The 19,770-nt window shown below is 43.7% G+C and carries 16 protein-coding genes and 1 pseudogene; 9 read left to right on the forward strand and 8 right to left on the reverse strand.

All coding sequences use genetic code 11. The annotated features are described in order from the left end of the window. Position 1: 1 nt before the first annotated feature. The 5 genes from MHN33_RS21575 to MHN33_RS21595 form a co-directional block, all read right to left on the reverse strand. Entirely contained in the window at positions 2-256 is a 255-nt protein-coding gene (locus MHN33_RS21575; RefSeq protein ID WP_239401266.1) for a hypothetical protein, read from the reverse strand. Between the two features lie 24 nt (positions 257-280). Beyond that, positions 281-673, reverse strand: a complete 393-nt coding sequence (locus tag MHN33_RS21580; protein ID WP_239401268.1) for a hypothetical protein — start codon at positions 671-673, stop codon at positions 281-283. A 1-nt stretch (position 674) separates the two neighbouring features. After that, a complete protein-coding gene (locus MHN33_RS21585; protein ID WP_239401270.1) occupies positions 675-983 on the reverse strand; it encodes a hypothetical protein in 309 nt (102 codons plus the stop codon). A 142-nt stretch (positions 984-1,125) separates the two neighbouring features. After that, the gene (locus MHN33_RS21590) at positions 1,126-2,235 is read right to left on the reverse strand and encodes a heparan-alpha-glucosaminide N-acetyltransferase domain-containing protein (protein ID WP_239401272.1); all 1,110 of its coding nucleotides are present in this window, start codon (positions 2,233-2,235) and stop codon (positions 1,126-1,128) included. 162 nt (positions 2,236-2,397) lie between these two features. Continuing rightward, the gene (locus MHN33_RS21595) at positions 2,398-2,835 is read right to left on the reverse strand and encodes a helix-turn-helix transcriptional regulator (protein ID WP_239401274.1); all 438 of its coding nucleotides are present in this window, start codon (positions 2,833-2,835) and stop codon (positions 2,398-2,400) included. Positions 2,836-3,196: 361 nt separating this feature from the next. Between MHN33_RS21595 and MHN33_RS21600 the strand changes: the two genes are divergently transcribed. From MHN33_RS21600 to MHN33_RS21625, 6 genes and pseudogenes are all read left to right on the forward strand, one after another. Then, positions 3,197-5,206, forward strand: a complete 2,010-nt coding sequence (locus MHN33_RS21600; RefSeq protein ID WP_239401276.1) for an alpha-amylase family protein — start codon at positions 3,197-3,199, stop codon at positions 5,204-5,206. Between the two features lie 737 nt (positions 5,207-5,943). Then, positions 5,944-6,243: a hypothetical protein gene (locus MHN33_RS21605; RefSeq protein ID WP_239401278.1), complete on the forward strand. Its 300-nt coding sequence runs from the start codon at positions 5,944-5,946 to the stop codon at positions 6,241-6,243. Positions 6,244-6,365: 122 nt separating this feature from the next. Further along, complete coding sequence (locus tag MHN33_RS21610) at positions 6,366-6,830, forward strand: DUF3224 domain-containing protein (RefSeq protein WP_239401280.1); 465 nt, start codon at positions 6,366-6,368, stop codon at positions 6,828-6,830. 137 nt (positions 6,831-6,967) lie between these two features. Then, positions 6,968-7,552, forward strand: coding sequence for a DUF998 domain-containing protein (locus tag MHN33_RS21615; RefSeq protein WP_239401282.1), 585 nt, complete (start codon positions 6,968-6,970; stop codon positions 7,550-7,552). 473 nt (positions 7,553-8,025) lie between these two features. Beyond that, positions 8,026-9,003, forward strand: a complete 978-nt coding sequence (locus MHN33_RS21620; protein ID WP_239401284.1) for a questin oxidase family protein — start codon at positions 8,026-8,028, stop codon at positions 9,001-9,003. A gap of 178 nt (positions 9,004-9,181) precedes the next feature. Further along, positions 9,182-9,605, forward strand: a pseudogene (locus MHN33_RS21625) (transposase); the annotation flags it as partial. A 30-nt stretch (positions 9,606-9,635) separates the two neighbouring features. Here the strand turns inward: MHN33_RS21625 and MHN33_RS21630 are convergent. The 3 genes from MHN33_RS21630 to MHN33_RS21640 form a co-directional block, all read right to left on the reverse strand. Then, complete coding sequence (locus tag MHN33_RS21630) at positions 9,636-9,917, reverse strand: hypothetical protein (protein WP_239401286.1); 282 nt, start codon at positions 9,915-9,917, stop codon at positions 9,636-9,638. 769 nt (positions 9,918-10,686) lie between these two features. Then, on the reverse strand, positions 10,687-11,880 hold the full coding sequence (locus MHN33_RS21635; RefSeq protein WP_239401288.1) for an RHS repeat-associated core domain-containing protein: 1,194 nt from the start codon (positions 11,878-11,880) through the stop codon (positions 10,687-10,689). 9 nt (positions 11,881-11,889) lie between these two features. Further along, positions 11,890-15,852 carry a hypothetical protein gene (locus tag MHN33_RS21640; protein ID WP_239401290.1) on the reverse strand — a complete coding sequence of 1,321 codons (3,963 nt, stop codon included), beginning with the start codon at positions 15,850-15,852 and terminating at the stop codon, positions 11,890-11,892. 754 nt (positions 15,853-16,606) lie between these two features. On the opposite strand from MHN33_RS21640, the gene MHN33_RS21645 reads away from it, so the two are divergent. The 3 genes from MHN33_RS21645 (at position 16,607) to MHN33_RS21655 (ending at position 19,596) form a co-directional block, all read left to right on the forward strand. Then, positions 16,607-16,936: a hypothetical protein gene (locus MHN33_RS21645; protein WP_239401292.1), complete on the forward strand. Its 330-nt coding sequence runs from the start codon at positions 16,607-16,609 to the stop codon at positions 16,934-16,936. A 225-nt stretch (positions 16,937-17,161) separates the two neighbouring features. Beyond that, complete coding sequence (locus MHN33_RS21650) at positions 17,162-17,506, forward strand: hypothetical protein (protein ID WP_239401294.1); 345 nt, start codon at positions 17,162-17,164, stop codon at positions 17,504-17,506. Between the two features lie 335 nt (positions 17,507-17,841). Further along, a complete protein-coding gene (locus MHN33_RS21655) occupies positions 17,842-19,596 on the forward strand; it encodes a hypothetical protein (RefSeq protein WP_239401296.1) in 1,755 nt (584 codons plus the stop codon). Positions 19,597-19,770 lie beyond the last annotated feature (174 nt).

A 19,770-nucleotide genomic window follows, 5' to 3' on the forward strand; every position in this document is an offset into this window, starting at 1 on the left:
GTTATATTTGGCGGAGCAGCCGCCTGAACAAAACCAGCTTACGCAATATTGAAAACTTATGCTTACTACTGATCAGTAACATACCGCTTAGTGCGAGCAGCGTTATACCTTGTGGTGTGCAGGTCAAGTGCTTAACTTGGCGGCAAAAGCGACGTTTGCTGAACTGCGCATGATACAGTTGCTTCAACAGGCTCAGTTGTTGCTGCTGCACCTCCTGGTGTGCAGTACGGTAAATAAAACGTGCCAGCCAGGTCATTGTGTTTCCTTCGATGTTCGTTATTCAAAACATGCCAAGCAGATCGCTGGTGGTTTTATCAAACAGCTGTATTGCAGTCGCTATCAAATAGTAGATCAGTGCCAGATTAAGCGCCATCAATAGCCCCGCAGAGACAAACCAACTCAGGCCAGCCTGCACCATGGCGTAGGCCATCAAACCCTGAAGAGACAACCAGGTTGCTGAGATAAGCAGTGCGGATATCATCAGCAGGATGATGCAGGACAGGATCGTTTTGAAATGGGCACGCAGTTTAGCCTTAAACAATGCTGCACATGCGCGGGCAACGTCTACATAGCTTGCAGTAACTGCTTCGCCTCGCTGCATCAGGGCTGTAAGCTGTGCGCCCATCGTGGCTGTCTGGTGTGTTTCTGTCGAATGGTTTGATGGCGCGCTCATATTACTTACTCCGCAATAGCATAGTCAGAAGAACACCGGCGCCAAATGCAATGCCTGCAGTTTTGACCGGGTTATCTGTGGCGTATTTTTTAACACCTGAAGCATTCCACTTTTTCTCCAGCAGGCGCTTTTGAGCCTGTAAAGCCTCGCTAGACGCTTCGCCTTTGCTTCTTAATTGCTCTTCGGTTTTCGCCGCCGTGTCGTGCAGCGCATCGACAGTGTGATGAAGGGAATCCGCGAGCTGATCTGAAACTGGGTGTGCATGTTCACTGTTTGCCTGACTATTGGCTGCCGATTTGCTGGTACTCATAATAACTCCTTGATTGCGAGAATTAGTACTCCTGTGGTGCAAATGCTTTGCCAAAAACAATGTTTATATAAATCATGGTGTTAACTTTATTTCTGTGATTGGGCAGGGTGTTTTTACCGGCGTGTGAAATTTTTACCCGGTATTATTTACGGGTATGTATTAGCGAGTCTGAGTACGTGCCTGCACGTGTAAGGAGATATCTGAACAGCCATTCGGCAGGGCCCTGAGCATACTTGCGGCGCCACAGTATGGCAAAACACCAGGCTGACAGACAAAACAGCAGGCTGCTCAACAATGCCATCTCTATTGACTGATTGCCCAGCATATTCAGTGCCTCCAGCGTACCCATGCCAATAATGACGTGAGCAATATAAAAAGTGAGCGATAACTTACCTGTATCTTCCAATGAACCTAGTACCGCTGAGTGCGCAAAGTGCTGCGCAAGTTTGATGCAACCCAGTAAGACGAGCACTGAACTGGCGGTGGCACAAACCAGATACTGAGGCAGTGGGGGAATGGGTCCGGTGCTGAGCAAAAACTGAATGTCCTGATCTTGCATTCCAACGCTCACGGCCAGGGTGCGCAGCAGATAGAAGGCACCCTCGACAGATACTAAAGTGATCACTGAAATCTTAAATAGTCTCTTTTGTAATGCACTTTGGTGCAACGGCTGGCGGCCAAGCCACATACCGAACAGTAAAAAAGCAAACCAGGGAAATACAGGGTGAAAGCCGTTATAGAAGATCCGTCTTATCAGGCCATCGAGCGTCCATAAATCCAGATAGGAGAGGGTTTCCCAGTGCCAGCCATTGGAATAATCAATGAGCAACAACAGGGCAGGAAAAGTAGATACAACCAGTGCACAGAGCGTTAGCAGGGTACGATGAGAAGCAAATAGTAACCACGAAGCCAGGATAAAGTAACAGCCATAAAAGTGTAAAATATCCGCTGGCCAGACGGGTAAATAGAGTAATCCCAGGCAAAGCAACAAAATGCCACGCATTGCGACCTTGTTTTGCATCTGTTTTCGGTGTAGCAAATCATGTTTCTGGGCTTTACGAGCAGATAAAGTGAGCCCGACTCCAGCGAGGATCACAAACAGAGCTGCGGCGCGTCCTTCCAGTAGCGCGCTTAGTGATAACAGCAAGGGGCTGCCTGTGTTGGCACCCATCACGAGCTTAAAGTTAACGACCACCATACCAAAAATTGCCAGCGCTCTGGCAAGGTCAATACCATGGATCCGCGCGCTCATCGTTGTTCCTTCTTGTATATTCTGTGAGTCTAAGTTAAGCGGCGCAGTCAGAATATTCCGTTAAGAAATGTATAAAGTTGTAATTGCTGTGGGTACAACTTAGGATGATTGATCCATTTGAGATATGGCTTTGGATCACATTAGCTCTCTTGCTGCCAGCCATCACCAGATAGCGAACCTGTCACCCATATATTTGCAGTAGCTAATAAAGTATCCGTTGACGAGTAAGATCAACCCCCCAACCAGTGCGGCCTCACTGAGTAATCCCAGGAAACAAAATACCAGACCAAAACCATGTAAAACCCGCTCAAGCCTGCTAAGTAATGGTCTGTCTGGTTGACTCTGAAAAGTGCCAAGAAAAAACCAAATCTGCAGCCACAGTGGCAGCGGGCGCGATTGAGTATGTTTGTCGGTCATAAATGACGCCTCCTGTAATGTGTGAATGTCGGTATCCAGTGCAGCAGCAAGGCATTTTAAAGACTCCAGGCTGGGCGTATGGCCCTGCTCGATCCGCTGAATAGTGCGGATATTGAGCCCGGACATCATGGCCAGCTGGGCCTGGGTCAGGTGCTTGCTTAATCTGAGTTGTTTTAGGATCATAGAGTAGCTCGCTGCGTTGTGATGCGCAAAAGTGTTAACCATAAGCCTTTGCACGGACAAGTAAATTGTGCCGACTTTTTTGTGACAAAGTATAATTTTCAACTAGTTAGCCATGCAGGCTCGTTACGTATTGAGTGCATAGTAAGGCGTATATTGTGCTGCAGAAGGCGTGAAGCGCGTGTCAGAGCTAGGCCACAATGGAGGCTAACGCCGGGTCTTTTGGAGGGTTTTTGACCGGTTCCGGCTTCTCATATACTCACAAACTTGACTGCATACGTATTCAATAGACGTTTAATCGGATCTCTCTATATTGTTACCGTGATGTAAACATTACCGTTATGACAACAACAGAGAACACACAATGATTAAACAATCACTCAAAGCGCTGAATACAGCGCTGATCACCGCAGGGTTGGGCGTGTCTGCTCAGACACTGGCGACTCCCACAACCTTTGTTCATTTATTCGAATGGTCCTGGCAGGATATTGCGACCGAGTGTGAAACCTTCCTGGGTCCAAAGGGTTACGCTGCTGTGCAGGTTTCACCACCGAGCGAGCATATCACAGGTGCACCCTGGTGGACCCGCTACCAGCCAGTCAGTTATCAACTGGAAAGTCGTAGCGGAAACCGCGCTCAGTTTATCGATATGGTCTCGCGCTGCAAGGCTACGGGTGTCGATATTTATGTTGATGCGGTGATCAACCACATGGCACACGGCAGCGGTACAGGCGTGGCGGGTAGTACGTTTGGCGACAAGCATTACCCCATCTACAGCCCGCAAGATTTTCACGAAACCTGCGCGATTAACGATGCCGACTATGGTAACAACGCCTGGCGGGTACAAAACTGTGAGCTGGTTGGTCTGGCCGATCTGAATACATCCGCCGCTTATGTGCAGGATACACTGGCTGCTTATCTGAATGATTTGGTTGGCATTGGCGTGGCCGGATTCAGACTGGATGCCAGTAAGCATATGGCGTCGTCTGATATTGCTGCCATCATGAACAAGGTGAATGGTGACCCTCTGGTATTTCAGGAGGTAATTGATCAGGGTGGCCAGGCTGTGCGCGCTGATGAGTACTTTGGCAACGGTCTGGTGACCGAGTTTAAGTACAGCACCAAACTGGGAGACACCTTTAAATCCGGCAAGCTGGCCTGGCTAAACAGTTTTGGCGAAGCCTGGGGCATGATGCCGAGCCACCTGGCTGTGGTATTCGTCGATAACCACGATAATCAGCGCGGTCATGGCGGGGCTGGTAACGTTGTGACCTATAAAGACGGTGCCCTGTATGATCTGGCTAATGTCTTTATGCTGGCTTACCCCTACGGCTATCCAAAGGTGATGTCGAGTTATGACTTTAACCATGACGGCGATGCCGGACCGCCGGGCAGCACAGTGCATCAGGGCAACACATTGAACTGCTTTGCTAATGAGTGGCAGTGTGAGCATCGTCGCAATATGATTGCAGGCGCCATGGAATTTAGAAACAACACCACAGGCCATTGGACCGTGAACAATTGGTGGGACAATGGCAATAACCAGATTGCGTTTTCCCGTGGTGACGAAGGGTTTGTGGCTATTAACCGTGAAGGTTTTAGCCTGAACCAGACGCTGCAAACGGGCCTGACTGCAGGCGTTTACTGTGATGTACTCAGCGGCGGCAAGAATACCGCGGGCGATGCATGTCTTGGTAATCAAATCACGGTTGCTCAAAGTGGATTGGCAAGTATCAACGTCGATGCGATGAGTGCTGTAGCAATTCATCATAACAGCAAACTGGGTGACGCGCCGGATGTGCCTGCGGGTGACTGGCAGAGAACCGTGGTCTTTATCAAAGCTGAAACAGCAGCAGGCCAGGATCTGTTCGTGCGCGGTGGCTTAGATCATACTTTTGCAGCCACCTTAGGCCGTGATTGCGCTCAGGAGCCGCTGCAATGTGCCATGCCTGTTCGTCACAACAACCTAAAAAACCCAACTACACAAGGCTGGAAACAGGGCGACAACTACCTCGACTGGCAGGGGGCTGAATCAGGCCAAAGTGCCGATGCCCAGGGCAGCGCACTGGACTGGACAACCAACCTGTGGCCTGCCCAGTGGGGTACCAAAGCCACGGTAGAAAGCCAGGGTTATGGTGAAACACCGCTGAACCAGTGGGGTACCCATTACTGGATGCTGGATGTAGACATGGATTGTAGCCAGACCCACAACGGCTGGTTCGAGATAAAAGCCTTTGTGAAAAACGGCCAGGGCTGGGAAGGCGATATCAGCCAGATCAACTCCCCCTACAGCAGCAATAACCACTTTGCCCGCTGCGGCCAGATCTCGGTGTTTGAATTTAACCAATCGACAGCAATTTACACCGCGTTCTAACCTTTAAAACCGGGTATTCTGCAGCGGCCATACTCCCTGGTGGCCGTTGCAGTGATACCTTAGCCAGCCTCTGGCTAATCATGTTTTTACTTTGGATGTTGTCTATTCAGATACAGATGAATATCGCTATTCATCATGTCAAACTTCTTGTTTTCTTCGAACTTTTGAGTCTCGCTTATGCCGCTAATCTTTTTAAATTTTTTAAATTTAAAAAGTTAGTCGTTCTACATAACGAGGCCTCAAATCTCGCTATGGACAAGGCTCGCTTTCAACAGAGCCATTTTGGTTGAGCAATGAGAGCAATGGTAGTAATTTTTTTACTTAGTATGCATAAATTTCTTAGTGGTGAATTGGCGAGCAATTGGGGGCAGGGTTTGAGCGGTATTCACGCTAATAAGCTGTTAGGTTTTAAGGAGCGTTCAGTGGAAATTGAATTAAATTGGAGAGCAAATCACGCTATATCGAAATCATGGCACCTTGCTAAATAGGAAAAAAATGGGTCTAATGATACTTATAAATAACGTTGTTCAGGCAGGGAATGAGTCACGTTGTAACGGGTTAAGTCACAAACGGTTCAAAACAAAAGTTACTCATCAAGACCAATTCCCACAGCATCAACCTCGCCAGGCGGATACGGTGTGCAGGTAGCGGCCTGGTTCAACAAGCGATTATGCGTACTGTGTACGCATAAATACTAAAGCGTTAGTTTTCTGCGCACATATCGACGAGAGTAAAAAATGAAAATTAAAATTGTATTGGTACTTATCATTGGAATTATTTTTACAACAGGTTGTATGTCTTCCACTTATGGAAATTCATTTGTTCCGGTACAAACAAACCAAGCTGAAAATCAATATACGTTAAAAATATATACAGGAGGATTCGCTGGTCCTGAATACGCCAAAAAAGATCTAGATATAGAAGCCAAGAAATTCATGTCTATTCATAAGGAGTATGTTGATTACAAAATTATCTCTCAAAAGTTTGAGTTAATACCTTCAGGTGTCACTTTTGTAGTCGAGTTTATAAAAAACTAACAAGCCAAGTCAGTCGGATTTGTAACATTGTCGCGCTTTTTCTGACTTCTTACGGGGTAAAAGGCTGGCCAATGTTACTTAGCGCTGCTGGGTCGTTATACCTCTTAAGTGAAATCACGTTTATGCAAAAAATACTATTTATTTCTTTCGCTTTGATGTTGGTATTTTCACTGCCAGCAAAAGCAGAAGATAAACAATTCATAAAAGGAAACAGTATGAAAGCCGAAGGTTCATTTGAAGTAAAGTTAGATCCAGCAAAAGACGAAGTTGCCCCAGCAGGGCGAATGCTTATCAACAAAACGTATGATGGTGATGTTATCGGTACGGGGGTGGGGCAAATGCTAAGTAAACGAACCGAGAGTGGTGTAGCTGTTTATTCAGCAATAGAAGAGTTTGTTGGTAGCATTGAGGGTAAATCGGGAAGTTTTACGTTAAGTCACTATGGCTTTATGTCAAAAGAAACCCAAGAACTAAAAATTGAAATTGTTCCTGGGTCCGGTGCTGGCGAATTAGCATCAATTTCAGGTTCTCTCCAAATCATCCAAAGTGAAGGTAAGCATTCTTATATCCTCACGTACAGTCTGTAATCCGTATAACAATAAGTTCTATGGGGTATTATAAGGTCTGTTTAATCTTTGTGGATGTCGTTTTACCGGAAAATTAAACTCCACGTATAATGCCACTAAACTTGGCTTCAGCTACCTATTGAAATTTGGAGTATTCGTTGAATAAAAATTATTTGCTAGCAATCAAACAAGCGATGCTTATCCCAGGGTTAGCTTTATATAATATATTTGTTGGATTATTCGCATCTGGATATAGTGTTATATCTCAACATATTAGTGAGCTAGCTTTGGCAGCACCTTTCTTTTCATACACACATCGACTTGCTGATGTATTAATTGGTCTTTCCATGTGTATATTTTCATTAGTTTGTCTGTTGGTTGCTAAAGCTAAATTTACATTTTTGACAATGTTTGCATTTGGCACAACATGGGTTTTTGCAGGTGTGTTTATTTTGACCAGTCCATTGCATGATGTTTATGGATTGACAACAGTGCTAATAGTTGTTCCTGTTATATTTGCATTGGAAATGCAAGAATATTATTCATCAAAGTACTTCAAGAATTTCTGTGTTTTAGTAACATTGATTCATGTTGTTTTCTTTTGGTTCTTTAATTATGGATTTATGCCTATCGAATATAAAGGAGTTACACAGCGAGTTTGGGTCGCGATTACACTGGCATGGTACGGTATAGCAGCATATCAAGTTGTAACGGTAGCTAACAAAGAAATGAACAAGGACTAAAAGCAGGGGGCTGTTTGCTTTGCTCTATTTTAGCCTGTTATTTAGGTGCAGGGTGAGCCTCTCAAGTTGATGCATCAAGCGCACTTATTCACGCATAGCCTAGCGAAATTGCTTCCCTGTTATAACATAATCACGTCGTCTAACCTGTTTACCAGGTCTGACTGTCAGCAGCTCGGCACAGCACGATCTCGGATGGTATTTTCCTGGAGCTTTCGTTGCCAATTTGAGTGCTGAGCATACATCTTTCTACAGATATACTAAGTTTTGGTGTTTAAATGGTTACAACGGTGGTAACACTCCAATTCACTCTGAGGGGGGGGAATAAAGTGAAGACTGTGGTGGTGAATAGTTGTATAATCAACGTATAAACGCGCTGGGTTAATAAAGCTTCTCCTGGTCCTTGCCTTACCAATTTTAGCCAAGCTGTTAGTGTCGCAATACTGAATCTGGCTGCTCAATGTATATGGATAATCATGGAAGACTCAAATACTTTAGATACACTTCTTGAACGAGCAGGAAAATACTATCCTATACATAGTGGAGGTCTGGCTACTCACGTTCCCATGGTTTTGACTGCTTTAAAAGCGCTAGGGGCACCGAAAAGTAAATTGGTGAAAACATTCAATCAAAGTATAGATAACCTTGAAAAGATAGATAACCTGGATAATGTAACAGCTATTGATGTTATGGAGTCAGAACTTGGCAATAGTAAAAGCTACCTAAGATATTTAAAGTACTTTCAAAGCCAATTAGAAAATTGTTCATTACAAGAAGTACTTAATAAAGCTCTACCGAAATTATTGCCCGGTATAGCTGCTTCCGCTTTTCATGGTCTCATTAGATTGGCGTTTGCTATAGAAGCAAACTGCAAAAGTGAAATTGCAGTTGCACTCGCGTATTGGAGTGCAGAGTTTCAATCTTTTGGGTTAGGTGAAGAAACAACTGATGAGAGCTTAGAAGATATATTAATTAGACTATCTCCACTAGGTGAAAATTTTGATTTTTCACCCGGTATTATCGTTGACCGTATGTCTGAAATAGGGGGGCTTTTAAGGTCTAGAAATGAAATTGTTCAACCCAAAATAATCGACTTAGAAACCCTTAGGGCGTTTGTTTTGAAAATCTTTTACTTACAAAATGACTTCACTTTATTGCATACAGTAACAGGGTGTCATGCCTTATCGGTCATTCTACCTTATATAGAAAGTGAAGAGTTAGCGTTAAAAGAGTTATGGAAAGCTATATTGGTGGGTTATTTAAGCACCGGGCTTAAATTTGAGAATGTTGAGATTGAAGCTGGAAGTTGCGACTGTGATTTTTCCCCAATTATTGCCAAAGCCTTGAATGCTGATGATGCTCACATAATTAAGCTAATTTACAGTAGCTATCGAGAATATCAAAAAACGTATAATCCTTTGTATTTTTTCATTGCAAAAAGGGTTTTCCTTTAATGTTAATTTACTGTAATTAAAGGAAGTTTTACTTATCCATCCAGAAAAAAGACAGAAATATTCACCTCTATGAAAATGAAAATAATAAACGGTATCAGGCTAGAAAATCATCTTAAGCGGTAGCGTTCAATTTTCTGTGTCATTTCGATAAGTTAAGATACAAAAAAAGAAATGACTCATGACTACACAACAATTTGATTCTGTACTGAAAGCGCTCCAAGATGGTAAAACTCACTGGTGAAGATGGAGCGCTCACCCCATTGATCAAGCAGCTCACTGAAGCCGCTATGAAGGCGGAGTTAGAAAACCACTTAGCTGAGAGCTCCGCGCCCAATCGTAAGAACGGTAAATCCACTAAAACGGTCAAAGGGCCCACCGGTGCATTCGAACTTGAGACGCATCGTGACCGAGCTGGCGCCTTCGAGCGCAAGATTTTTGCGCTGTTTGCCCTGGGCAACAGTGACCCGGATATCCGCGCTCACATCGCCGATATGTAAGGTATCTCCATTTCCAACGGTACTATCAATGCCGTAACAGACAAGTTACTGCCTGAGCTCCAAGCTTGGCGAGAGCATGACTTGGAAGCCATATACCCCATTGTTTAGCTCAGATAATAGATAGCTTTACTTGTACTAGCTCAGATTTGACCTGACAGTTATCCGTTTTTCAGAAACGTGCCACTTGTACAGATAATTACCTTCAATATCCTGCTCAATTAAGTCGTCAATGAATTGATACTCAGGCTTTGAAAAACCTGACGCTTCATATAGCTCGGATTGCCGTTGTAACTTAGAGGCAAGTTTTGATGCTAATTCAACAATACCCTCTTGAAGTGCTTTTAATTCTTTAAAGTCTTCTCTGGCGTTTACTACATCTTCTTTACAAAAGTCAAAGCTGCACCAAATGTGTTCCAATGCTAGCCAAATATAAGCGTTGTTTGGCGGGTATCTTTCAAACCTATCGGAATAGCCAAAAGCATCTACTAATTCTTGAAAGGGAAGTTTTAGTTAAACTTCTCTTTCAATCATTCGTCCCATAACTGGCCAATATGTCATCCAAATTGGGTTGTCACTTCTATAACTGCCAAGCTCTCTTTGGGTAAAAGCTTTGCAAAATTGTATTGAGTTATCTTTTGGGAGTGCCATATTAATTTTCCTTCAATACTATTTCGTCCAGCATATCCACATTGAAAAAGTTCGTCCGTATCTAAGGGAAATCTATTTAGCATGTTTGAGAACGGTATAAAAAAGCCTCGAAACTTTCGAGGCTTTTGCTTGATTACTTCTTATTTTTCAAATTGTTCCAAATAGTTATTGAGACTTTTTATTTGCTCTGAATCACAAAATATTTTTGCTCTTTCCCCATTGTGTAATTCAATGATGAGGCACTTCCATAAAAAGTGATTTTTTATATTTACGGTTCTTATATCTGATAGCTTTTTATGATATGAGAGCTTCGTAATGCCAATGAAAATTTCTTTATTCTTAAAGCCTACTTTGGACAATGAGCCTGAGAAGTAATTAATTTTTCCTTGCTTGTTATAAGTAAAACAACCAGCACATCTGAACAACTGTTCAAAATTGTTATTAATTCGGTGCTTGGTTACTAGGAGAGCCAAGACACCGAAAAATAAATAATCCGCAACAAACAAAGTGATTATTAAAAAAATTACCATCAAAACCTCTAATCAATCCAAGATTTAACTTCATTCACCACATCAGTAATGATAGTTGTTTTATAAACTTGAGAGTTTGTTCTAGTAACGCCACCTTCTGCGCCCACTCCGATAGCAACTCCTGCTTCCATAATTGCCCCATGCCCCGGAGATTCAGCACCATTAAGAGCTACATTTTTAGATACTTCAACACCATGATGTGAATCTGGTAAAGAAACTGAGCCATTAACTACAGAAGCAGAGCCACTGACAGACGTCCCTGTTCCAGCAAAGTCGTCTATTGTTATATCGTCTGTCGTCCACACTGCATTGAAAAATAGACCTGCTCCTTTGCCGCCTCCTGCGCCGATTTCCTGATTTGTTACAAATGCTAACTCTAAAGTGTCAGGGTCAAATAGTACCATACTACTTAAACTACCTTTCCCGAGAAAGGTCGCACTACCACCTGTATTAATACCTATTGGAGCTTCTCCATTAGGATCAATATATTTATACGGGTTGTTATTTGCGTATACATATCTATTGAATCCGTGCACTGCATTTCCTTCTGCTTTGTGTCCAGAGAAATCAACCGGATCGTTCGAATAGAAGCGACCTACCACTGGATCATAGTATCGTGCCTGCATATAGACCAAAGATAACGCTTCGTCTTCAATGTGGCCAGTATATCCGATGCCAGATTTATTTCCCTGCATGCGTTTACCAAAAGGCTCGTATGTACTCCGATTGACAACGCGCCCGGCAGCATCCGACTCCATTACAGGGGTGCCTAAAATATCTGAATGCATATAGGTTATTCTATTCGCCACGGACACCGTGCCAGCAGATACTGCGATGCCACATTGGTGCGCACCATTACATGCTTTTATTTCAATTTTATTGTCACCCAGGGCTAAACCCGCCAGCGTGTAATTTGCTGAGCTGACTTCAACTATGGTTATCTCGCCGATGTCATTTATAATCTTTATTTGATAGTACTGTACACCTGACACGGAAGACCACGACAAAGGGTATTGACCTTTAATGCCAACCGTATTTAATTGCACCTGATCAGGTGTAGGTAATATTGGAATTACTGTGGTAATACCACCAACGGCAATTGGAATAAAAACCGTTTCTCCCTGACTACCTAAACTGAATGTCGAGTACAGAGAAAAACATAGAATGACTAACTTATATTGAAATACTTTTAATAGTTTCATGTCTTGCCCTTATCGACTTTCTACTTCTGCAACTAACTGATCACCCAAGTAGATACTCTCGGTCCTATCCCCGTTTTCGGACAAACGATAGAGCAGCATCCCCCCTTTGCTATACACGCTATAGCTTGCTGTACCCTGTGTTTCTTTTCTCACACGGCGTCCGTTACCGTCGTATAGAAAACGGGCGCCATTTGCGGATGTTAGTTGGTTAGCTCGATTGAATAACAAGGAATATTGACCATTGTTAACAACATTGCCTCTACTGTCGTATTGAAATCCATAGTTATTGGCACCACTCACGGAGGACAGTCTGTTTGTGCTGTCATAGCGATATGACAGAGTGTTGGTGCCCGCCGAGTTACGTGTTATGTTGCCCAGACCATCGTATTGATAAGCACTATTGCCCCAGGGGCCTTGTCCTGAAAGCAAACGGTCAGCTCCGTCGTAACGTAAAGCAGTGATATCGTTATCTGGGTTGACTCCATCTAAGAGCTGGCTCAGGTTATCATTGCGGTCATAAGCCGGATTCAGACTCAACAGTGTGACCGACGCACGGTCAGTAAGTGAATCTGTGCGACCTATTGAGTCTTGCGTGGTTTTGCGAACTATCCCGTTGCCATAGGTAAACTGCTTTACTTGTCCATTGGGATGGTATTTTGCCTGAGATACATAAGCAGTATTACCGAATACAGCCTTGGTCGGTTGCCCTAAAGCATTGGGTAAAAAGGTGATGGTTTTGCCCGTTGGATATGTAAGCGAAGCTATATTTGCGAGACTGTCATACCCCCAGTCTAATTCAAATCGCTTATTGTCCAGTGACAATACTTCTTTTTCTAATAAATTTCTGGAGTTATACAGGTACTCCCAGGTTACACTGGCGCTGATCAGACTGGTTAAATTGCCATTTTCATCGTACTCATAGGCGAGGTCCGGCGTGTTGTCCGGGTAATTTACCGATTTAAGCTGGCCTAAATTATCGTAACTGTAGTGCACTTTGTGACTATTCGGGACAGCCGTGCTGTTACATGAGCTTGTTCCGCCCGTAGTTCCGTCGGCACGCCAAAGTAACTGACGCTGTGCATTGAAGCTGAACACCGATACCCCTGTTTCGGGACGATAGATCTTACACAATTGCTGATAGCCATCATAAAGACGCTTTTCAGTTACATTACCTTGCTTGATGGAAGTGATATTGCCGTAAATATTGTAGGAAATTACGACATCACTGCTATTCTCGGCCTGTATCCTTACTGCCTGCATATAGTCTGGCTGCCCGTAAGCAAGGTATGTAGTCGTTGTGCGATTGCCGTTTGGGTCTGTAACTCGTGTTTTGTTGCCCTGTAAATATTCGAATGTGGTAATTGCGCCGTCGTGGCTTCTGATGAGCGAAGTGAGCCGACCAAGTGCATCGTAGTGGGTCTCTATACCGTCATTGTTTGACGCTGAAGCGGCTGGAAAAGACTGTAAAACTGGTTTATTTGCGAAGTCAAATTCATACCTGCTGAAAACATTGGTCGCAGTGTCAGTGGTGTCTTGTTGCATCTTCAAAGTCTTTCGCAACATGGCATCATAATACAGTGTGCTTTGATAATCTCCCGTTGAAACTACCTGCTTCAACTGGCCTGTACGCACCCCGCTGCCCGGAATGCCATCTCCATAACGGTTGACCTTGCTGTAACTGATATGGGTATCAGTCCAGCGAGGATCCGCATAGTTTACTTGTGTCAGCCAGCCAGTCTGATTATAGGCATAGCTAACCTTATTACCTTTAAAATCAGTTACACTTTTGATACTGCCGTCCGAGTTCACTTCAAGCTTAGCACTCATTGTGCTTGTACTGCTGCCATTGGCTGTGCTGCAATGGTTGCTTGTAAAGCAAGGGACTGTCACTTTACGTGCGTGTCCACGATAGTAATCTTCAAATAGTTCATAGCGAGCCGTTCCTTCATACTCAATTCTTTTGGGTTTACCGCTGTTGTGATACTGAGAAATGCGCTTCACAACCCGGCCCATTTGCCTGGACTGGTATAACGCAGATTTGTATGTGCCGCTGGCAGAGTAATAGATCGACTCCTCCACACTGGCAGACCAATTCACACCATCTTCTGAGAGTTGCTTAGTGCGTGGTAATCCGATAAGCCAATGCTGATAGTCGTTATAATAGGTAAATTTGGAATACCGCGACTTTGCCGAAAAGTTAGAGTATTCTTTGATTTTTCCTGGGTTGCCAAACAGATCATGTTGTGAGTACTCGGTATAAAAAACATCGATGCCATCCTGTAAATAGTTTCGGTGAGTAACTTTCGTGAGATCAATTCGGTATGGGTCGTTTGGGTTTCCACGTCGAGTAAAATCAGAGCCTATCCGCTGACCATATTTCTGATAATTGAGATGGGTGCTAGACAACCGAGTGCCATCTGCCGCATAGTCTGTTGAATAGACCACTTTTCCTTGTGCGATAGAGGTATAGTCTCGATTGACATAACTTACGGTCTTCGAACGATCCGGTCGGATTACTGTAACTCTGCGGTAGTTCACTGCATCAACATACGCCGTGGGTACCGTGCCGTGCATGGCTGTCGCTACTGGGTTAATATTGTTGGTTGGCGCCGCATATCCCCCCAGGCCTTCATCATACTGATATTGCCAAAGATAGGTTTTATCCAGATTACTAATGGTTTTCTTTTTCAACCGTTTAATTAAATAGCAGCGGGGATGATAGTGCAGCTTCTCAGCGGGGTCGCGATTCATCCGTTGCGCTTTATCATAGTTTTCAAAGCTGGGCTGGTTGCTCATTCCCGCAATTTCCCCCCGAAACTCATAGCTGGCTGTGGCTCCATTTGGATGAGTCACTGTCCAAACATAATTTTGTCCAAAGTCACTCGTGTCTCTTAGGTTTACAACACAGCTAGTCTCCGGAACCTGAAAACTAGGCAAGTAGGAGATAGCGCTAAAACCTTGATAGCGCCATGAGCGGCCATCTGGCAGCGTAACCGATTCAAGTTTATAAGCACCAGAGTTATAGTTGTAACGCCAGGTTTTACCTGTGAATGAGTCATTGCCACTGTTTCTGGTATAGGTTTTGATATGCTGTATGTGCTTACCCGTTGAGTTATAAGTAAGCTTTATTGCTGCACCTTCGTTGGAGTAAATTGAGGTAAGTCGCTTTGTACCCGAGTAATTGTATGTCAGATAATTACCAAACCTGTCCTCAATCCGGGATACATACATAGTACCCACATGAGGCGTTCGTCTCCAGGCTGTATCATAAACGCCTGACTGACTGGTTCTTTTTACATCAAAGTAGTAAGTGATCCCATCGGGTGATGTTGCCTTAAATCCTTCCCCCTGACCATCTGAGCGCGTGTAACAATCTATACTCCAGCTTGACTTAGTAATAAGTCTGCCACCGACACCCGTACTGTTATAGAGCATTCGCTCATGTACCTTTTCTGGTACGTGTAATATCGCACCTTTCCAATACTCATCTATATCCATTGCTCCTTGCCCGTCACGAAGGCGATGACACTCCTGATCAGTCCACCAGCCATGCGTAAAATCGCCTGTTTGTCCGCTTTGATGAATTACATTCAGGCTAATTCTGGGCAGGTCTAACTGCCAGTTAGAAAACTCGGGGTCACTTCCTGAAATTTCAACGATGGAGCCGGTTTTTAAGGAGCGATAAATAGCAAGATCCAGGTTTGCATTTAACGGAATAGCGACATCTTTGTAGCTGAATTTAACTAAGCCACTTTCCATGCTGATTTTGTCGCCAAAGGCATCCTTTGTCAGAGGTGTCAGTTCAAAATCAGTGATCATTTTGGACAAAATAATATCGTTATTGTGGCCCGATACCCTGCTGTAGCCTCCGTCACCTCCACCCCCTCCATCAGGTAGACCAGAGACAGCCGAGGCTGAAAAACCACTGCACAGACATGCAATCGCGAAACGTCTGAAAACACTATCCATCATTTTACGCTCATTATTATTTGTTATAATGTATACAATATAAAATTGAAGTTGCAATTACAAGCGAGTCAGGCGACGTGTTGTTAAACAAAATACTAAAGCCAGGGAGGTATCTACCTCAAAATTGGTGCGAAGGCGCTTGCTCTGCGAATTTATATGTGAGTGTCTCTGCAACTCCTGCTGGCACAATGAGCTAAATAGATTGGCTTGAGTGAAGGGGGCAATGGTGGTAGTTTGTTGCTCCTTAAAGTAATCAGCTTTCGAGAGTGATGCGTTTTGGGTGCTGACTTAATTCTGCGTTCTAGTGAATAAGCTGTTAGCTGTGCAGGGATGAATATAGGAAAATAAGTAAAAGCACAACTTTTGTTGTTTCTTTGATGTTTCTGATGCTGGTTGGGATGATTTCCCAGCTCAAGTAACTGACGCGGTAAATTTCTTAACCGATAATTTTTCAGAGCTGGAAGGGCTAACTTCCGAAATATTTGACGCTGATGGTTATTTGGATTTCCCTTTATACTCCAGGTTAAAAGAGGAGGTGGTTAATCAATATGATCACTTTCCTAAAGGACTAGCCAGCTTAACAGAAAAGTTAAATTCAGGCATAGAAATGGCTATTTATTCTGAAAAGGCATTGGAGTAAGGGGCAGCTAACAAGTAACTTAAGCGGACAAATAGAGCTTGGTTATTCGCGCTGCACTAAAAATTTAAATCGAGCTATTTATTTCCCCCTTAGCGGGTATGAGTTGTCTATGGAGAAATGATGCGAGTTGAATATTCGTTCTTCGAAGTCTTGGATCTACTTGATAAGTTACCTTGGGATCATCATTTGTATTTGAAATCTGAGAGTCTTTCAGGCTTGCAGGTTTCTGTTTTGGTTTTAAATGACGATGATGAACTTGAGCGTGACGAAAATGATGAGCCAAGTTATGCTTCGTCAAAAGGGTACCGCTATTTTCTGAGTGTTGCTGACTTGCAAGACATTAAAGAGAATTTAGCAATTCAAAAACCGTCGTGGTCCTGTAGCGACTTGGTCATTGCCATTGATTATTATCATAAAAACGATGCCTATTTTGCTTTCGACAGCTAATATGATTGTAAATAAGTACAAAAAACCGTTGGCTGCAATGGAGTCTGCATTAAGGTGAGTCATGGATGATTTTCTGAAGAAACAAGCAATACCGACCTAGAAATTGAGGCACTCCCAAGCTGTTGTAGCCCTTCTATCCCCGCTGCATCTTTTAAGTAATATACTTACAAGAAGAGAAAATTCCGGTATAATATTGAGTTTAAAAATAAAAACAGGAAAGGAAGAATGAAAAGAATTATCTTAGCATCACTCGCAATTTTATTTTCAAGCAACTTATTAGCCTCTGACTTTAAAGGTAAAAAGCTTACTGGCGCAGCTGTTTACCATCATGGCGGTAAAAGCATCTTATTCATCAAGATTAATGACACTAACCATATGGCATCCTGCGCATATACCAAACGCTTTGCTATTGATGATTCAGTTGCAAACTTCCAGGAAATGGTCAGTATTGCGATGATGGCTTATGCAACCGGTGAAACTGTTCATGTAAAGGCCATAAAAGACAGTTGTAATTACTGGAATAACTCTCAGGATTTGAAAGGCATTGCGATTGGCTCAATACTCTTTTAGGCTTTGATTTTCTGAGGCCGTTCAATATTCTGTGTCAGTTAATTTAAACCACAGATCAGGGGCGTTATCAAGGCGCCCCTAGAAGTGGAACATTCACTGAGATAGGGCGTGGTTAAGAATTAAAATGGGTGAAGGAAAAAAGTAAGGTCACACCCACTCAAAACTGCGAATGTTCAGGTGGATGTTCCAGCAGATCTTGTTCCTGATACTTCTCGTCTGCTTCTAAGCGCATTTTGCTGTTAGGCAGCGCATACGTAATACCGTGTAATACCCAGTAAACCCAGACTCTTCTAATCTTTCATCACTTATTAAACGGTAAATGCGAGGATTGACCGATGAAAGATGTATTTTTTGGCTTAGCAGAACAATATGACACGGGCAGTATTCCCAGTGTTGCAATCAATGCTTCTGGTCAGGTACTGGAGGTACATAAGAACGAAGAAGGTTTCAAACTTTACTATCGGTTTGGCAACTTAAACAAAGCAACCGTAAACTGGGGAGCAAGCCACCAATACGATGACGGCAACACCCCAGCTGTTGCCATGAACAACCGTGGCGTGGCAGTAGAAGTTCATAAAAATCAAGCAGGCTCCACGCTGTATTACCATGTTGGAGACGTGTCTTCAAACGGTGTAAATTGGCATAGTTCCCATAAATACGATAGCGGCATCGAGCCCAATGTTGCTGTCAATGACGATGGTATTGTGGTCGAAGTTCACAAAACCCAAAGCCCCTTTAGCAATGGCCTTTATTATCATGTGGGGCAGGTAAATGGCAGCAAAGTTGACTGGCACGCCAGCCATGAATACGACTCAGGCTCTGTCCCTCAGGTGGCGCTGAACAACAATGGTTACGTTGTTGAAGTACATCAATCACAAAGTAAATCAAAAGTCTGGTACCACGTTGGCCGGGTAAATGGCAGCAAAATTGATTTTGGTAGCAGTCACGAATTCGGGTCTGGTACAGCCCCAAGTGTGGCATTGTCTGACGATGGAACTGTGATTACGGTATGGAGTCAGGGCGGAAAGCTTTATCAACGTCAGGGCCAGATTAATGGAACGCAAATTGACTGGCAAAGTGATGCCATTGAATTTGATGACGGCCAACGCCCCTCTGTTGGCATTGCTAACAACACCGCAGTACAGGTGCACCCGTCAGAAACTATTTTATACGGATTGTGGTATTCCACTTCCATACTGACAAACCGGGCATCATGGATGCAAGACAGGTTGGGCGAACTGGGTAATAAAACCGTATCAGAACTTACTCTGCCTGCGTCTCATGATTCAGGTATGTACAAAGGCGGACTGGCTGTATTTGGTAAAACACAAGACCTGTCAATTAAAGGCCAGTTAGAAGCCGGTGTCAGATACTTCGATTTGCGCCCTAAATGGACGGGCAGTAAGTTTGTTATTTACCACGGTCCAATTACCGGACCAGATTTATCAGAAGTACTTGCCGATATTCGTTCCTACTGCCAGCAAGGCCACAAAGAGCTCGCTATCCTTAAGTTCTCCCACTTTGATGACATTAACAGCGATAATTACCCAATATTCCGTCAACAAGTGGAAGACGCAATTGGGTCCTGGATGATCAAAACCAAGCCAGAAGGTAAGCGCCTGGCTGAAGGCACACTCAATGATTACGTTAAAGACGGTTCTGCCATGATGGTGACCATTGGTAATGATTTAGCGATTGAGCAGCCTCAGCAAGGTTTTTGGGTTTACCAGGACTGGGATTCTGACTCCGTTGCTGACGCTGATCTCACCGTATTTGATGAGTATTCAGATACCATTAGTTTTAGTTCAATGAAGCAAGGTCAGTTCAAGAGTTTCGAGGAATTTACCGGCAAATGCCAAGAAGATCCAAGCGTTCCCTGCGATCTCTTTTTACTGTCATGGACGCTCACTCCACCAACCGCAGTGTGGCCAGTTTCTAAAGAAGCAAATCGGGCATTAGGCAGTGCAATGGTCGAGTTACCGATGAAAAACCAGTATGGAAAGATAGTTAACCTGCTTTATGTCGACTATGTCGAATACGCCAGGGCAACCGATGTCGCAATTGCTCAAAACAATGCAAATCTGCTTTAAGATTGTGTTCTAAGCTAACAGGGAAGACGAAAAAGAATGATGTCTTATTCCTCTTCCCATGCACCGAGCAGCTACCAATCGGTTTTCCGTGTGTGTTAACAGCTAATAACGACAGACCACTTTCGCTAAAACAATCGCTAATGCCCAATAATTTTCGCAGAGCAGGATGTTAAG

The sequence above is a fragment of the Pseudoalteromonas sp. OOF1S-7 genome (assembly GCF_022347765.1).
In the GTDB taxonomy this organism is placed as follows: domain Bacteria; phylum Pseudomonadota; class Gammaproteobacteria; order Enterobacterales; family Alteromonadaceae; genus Pseudoalteromonas.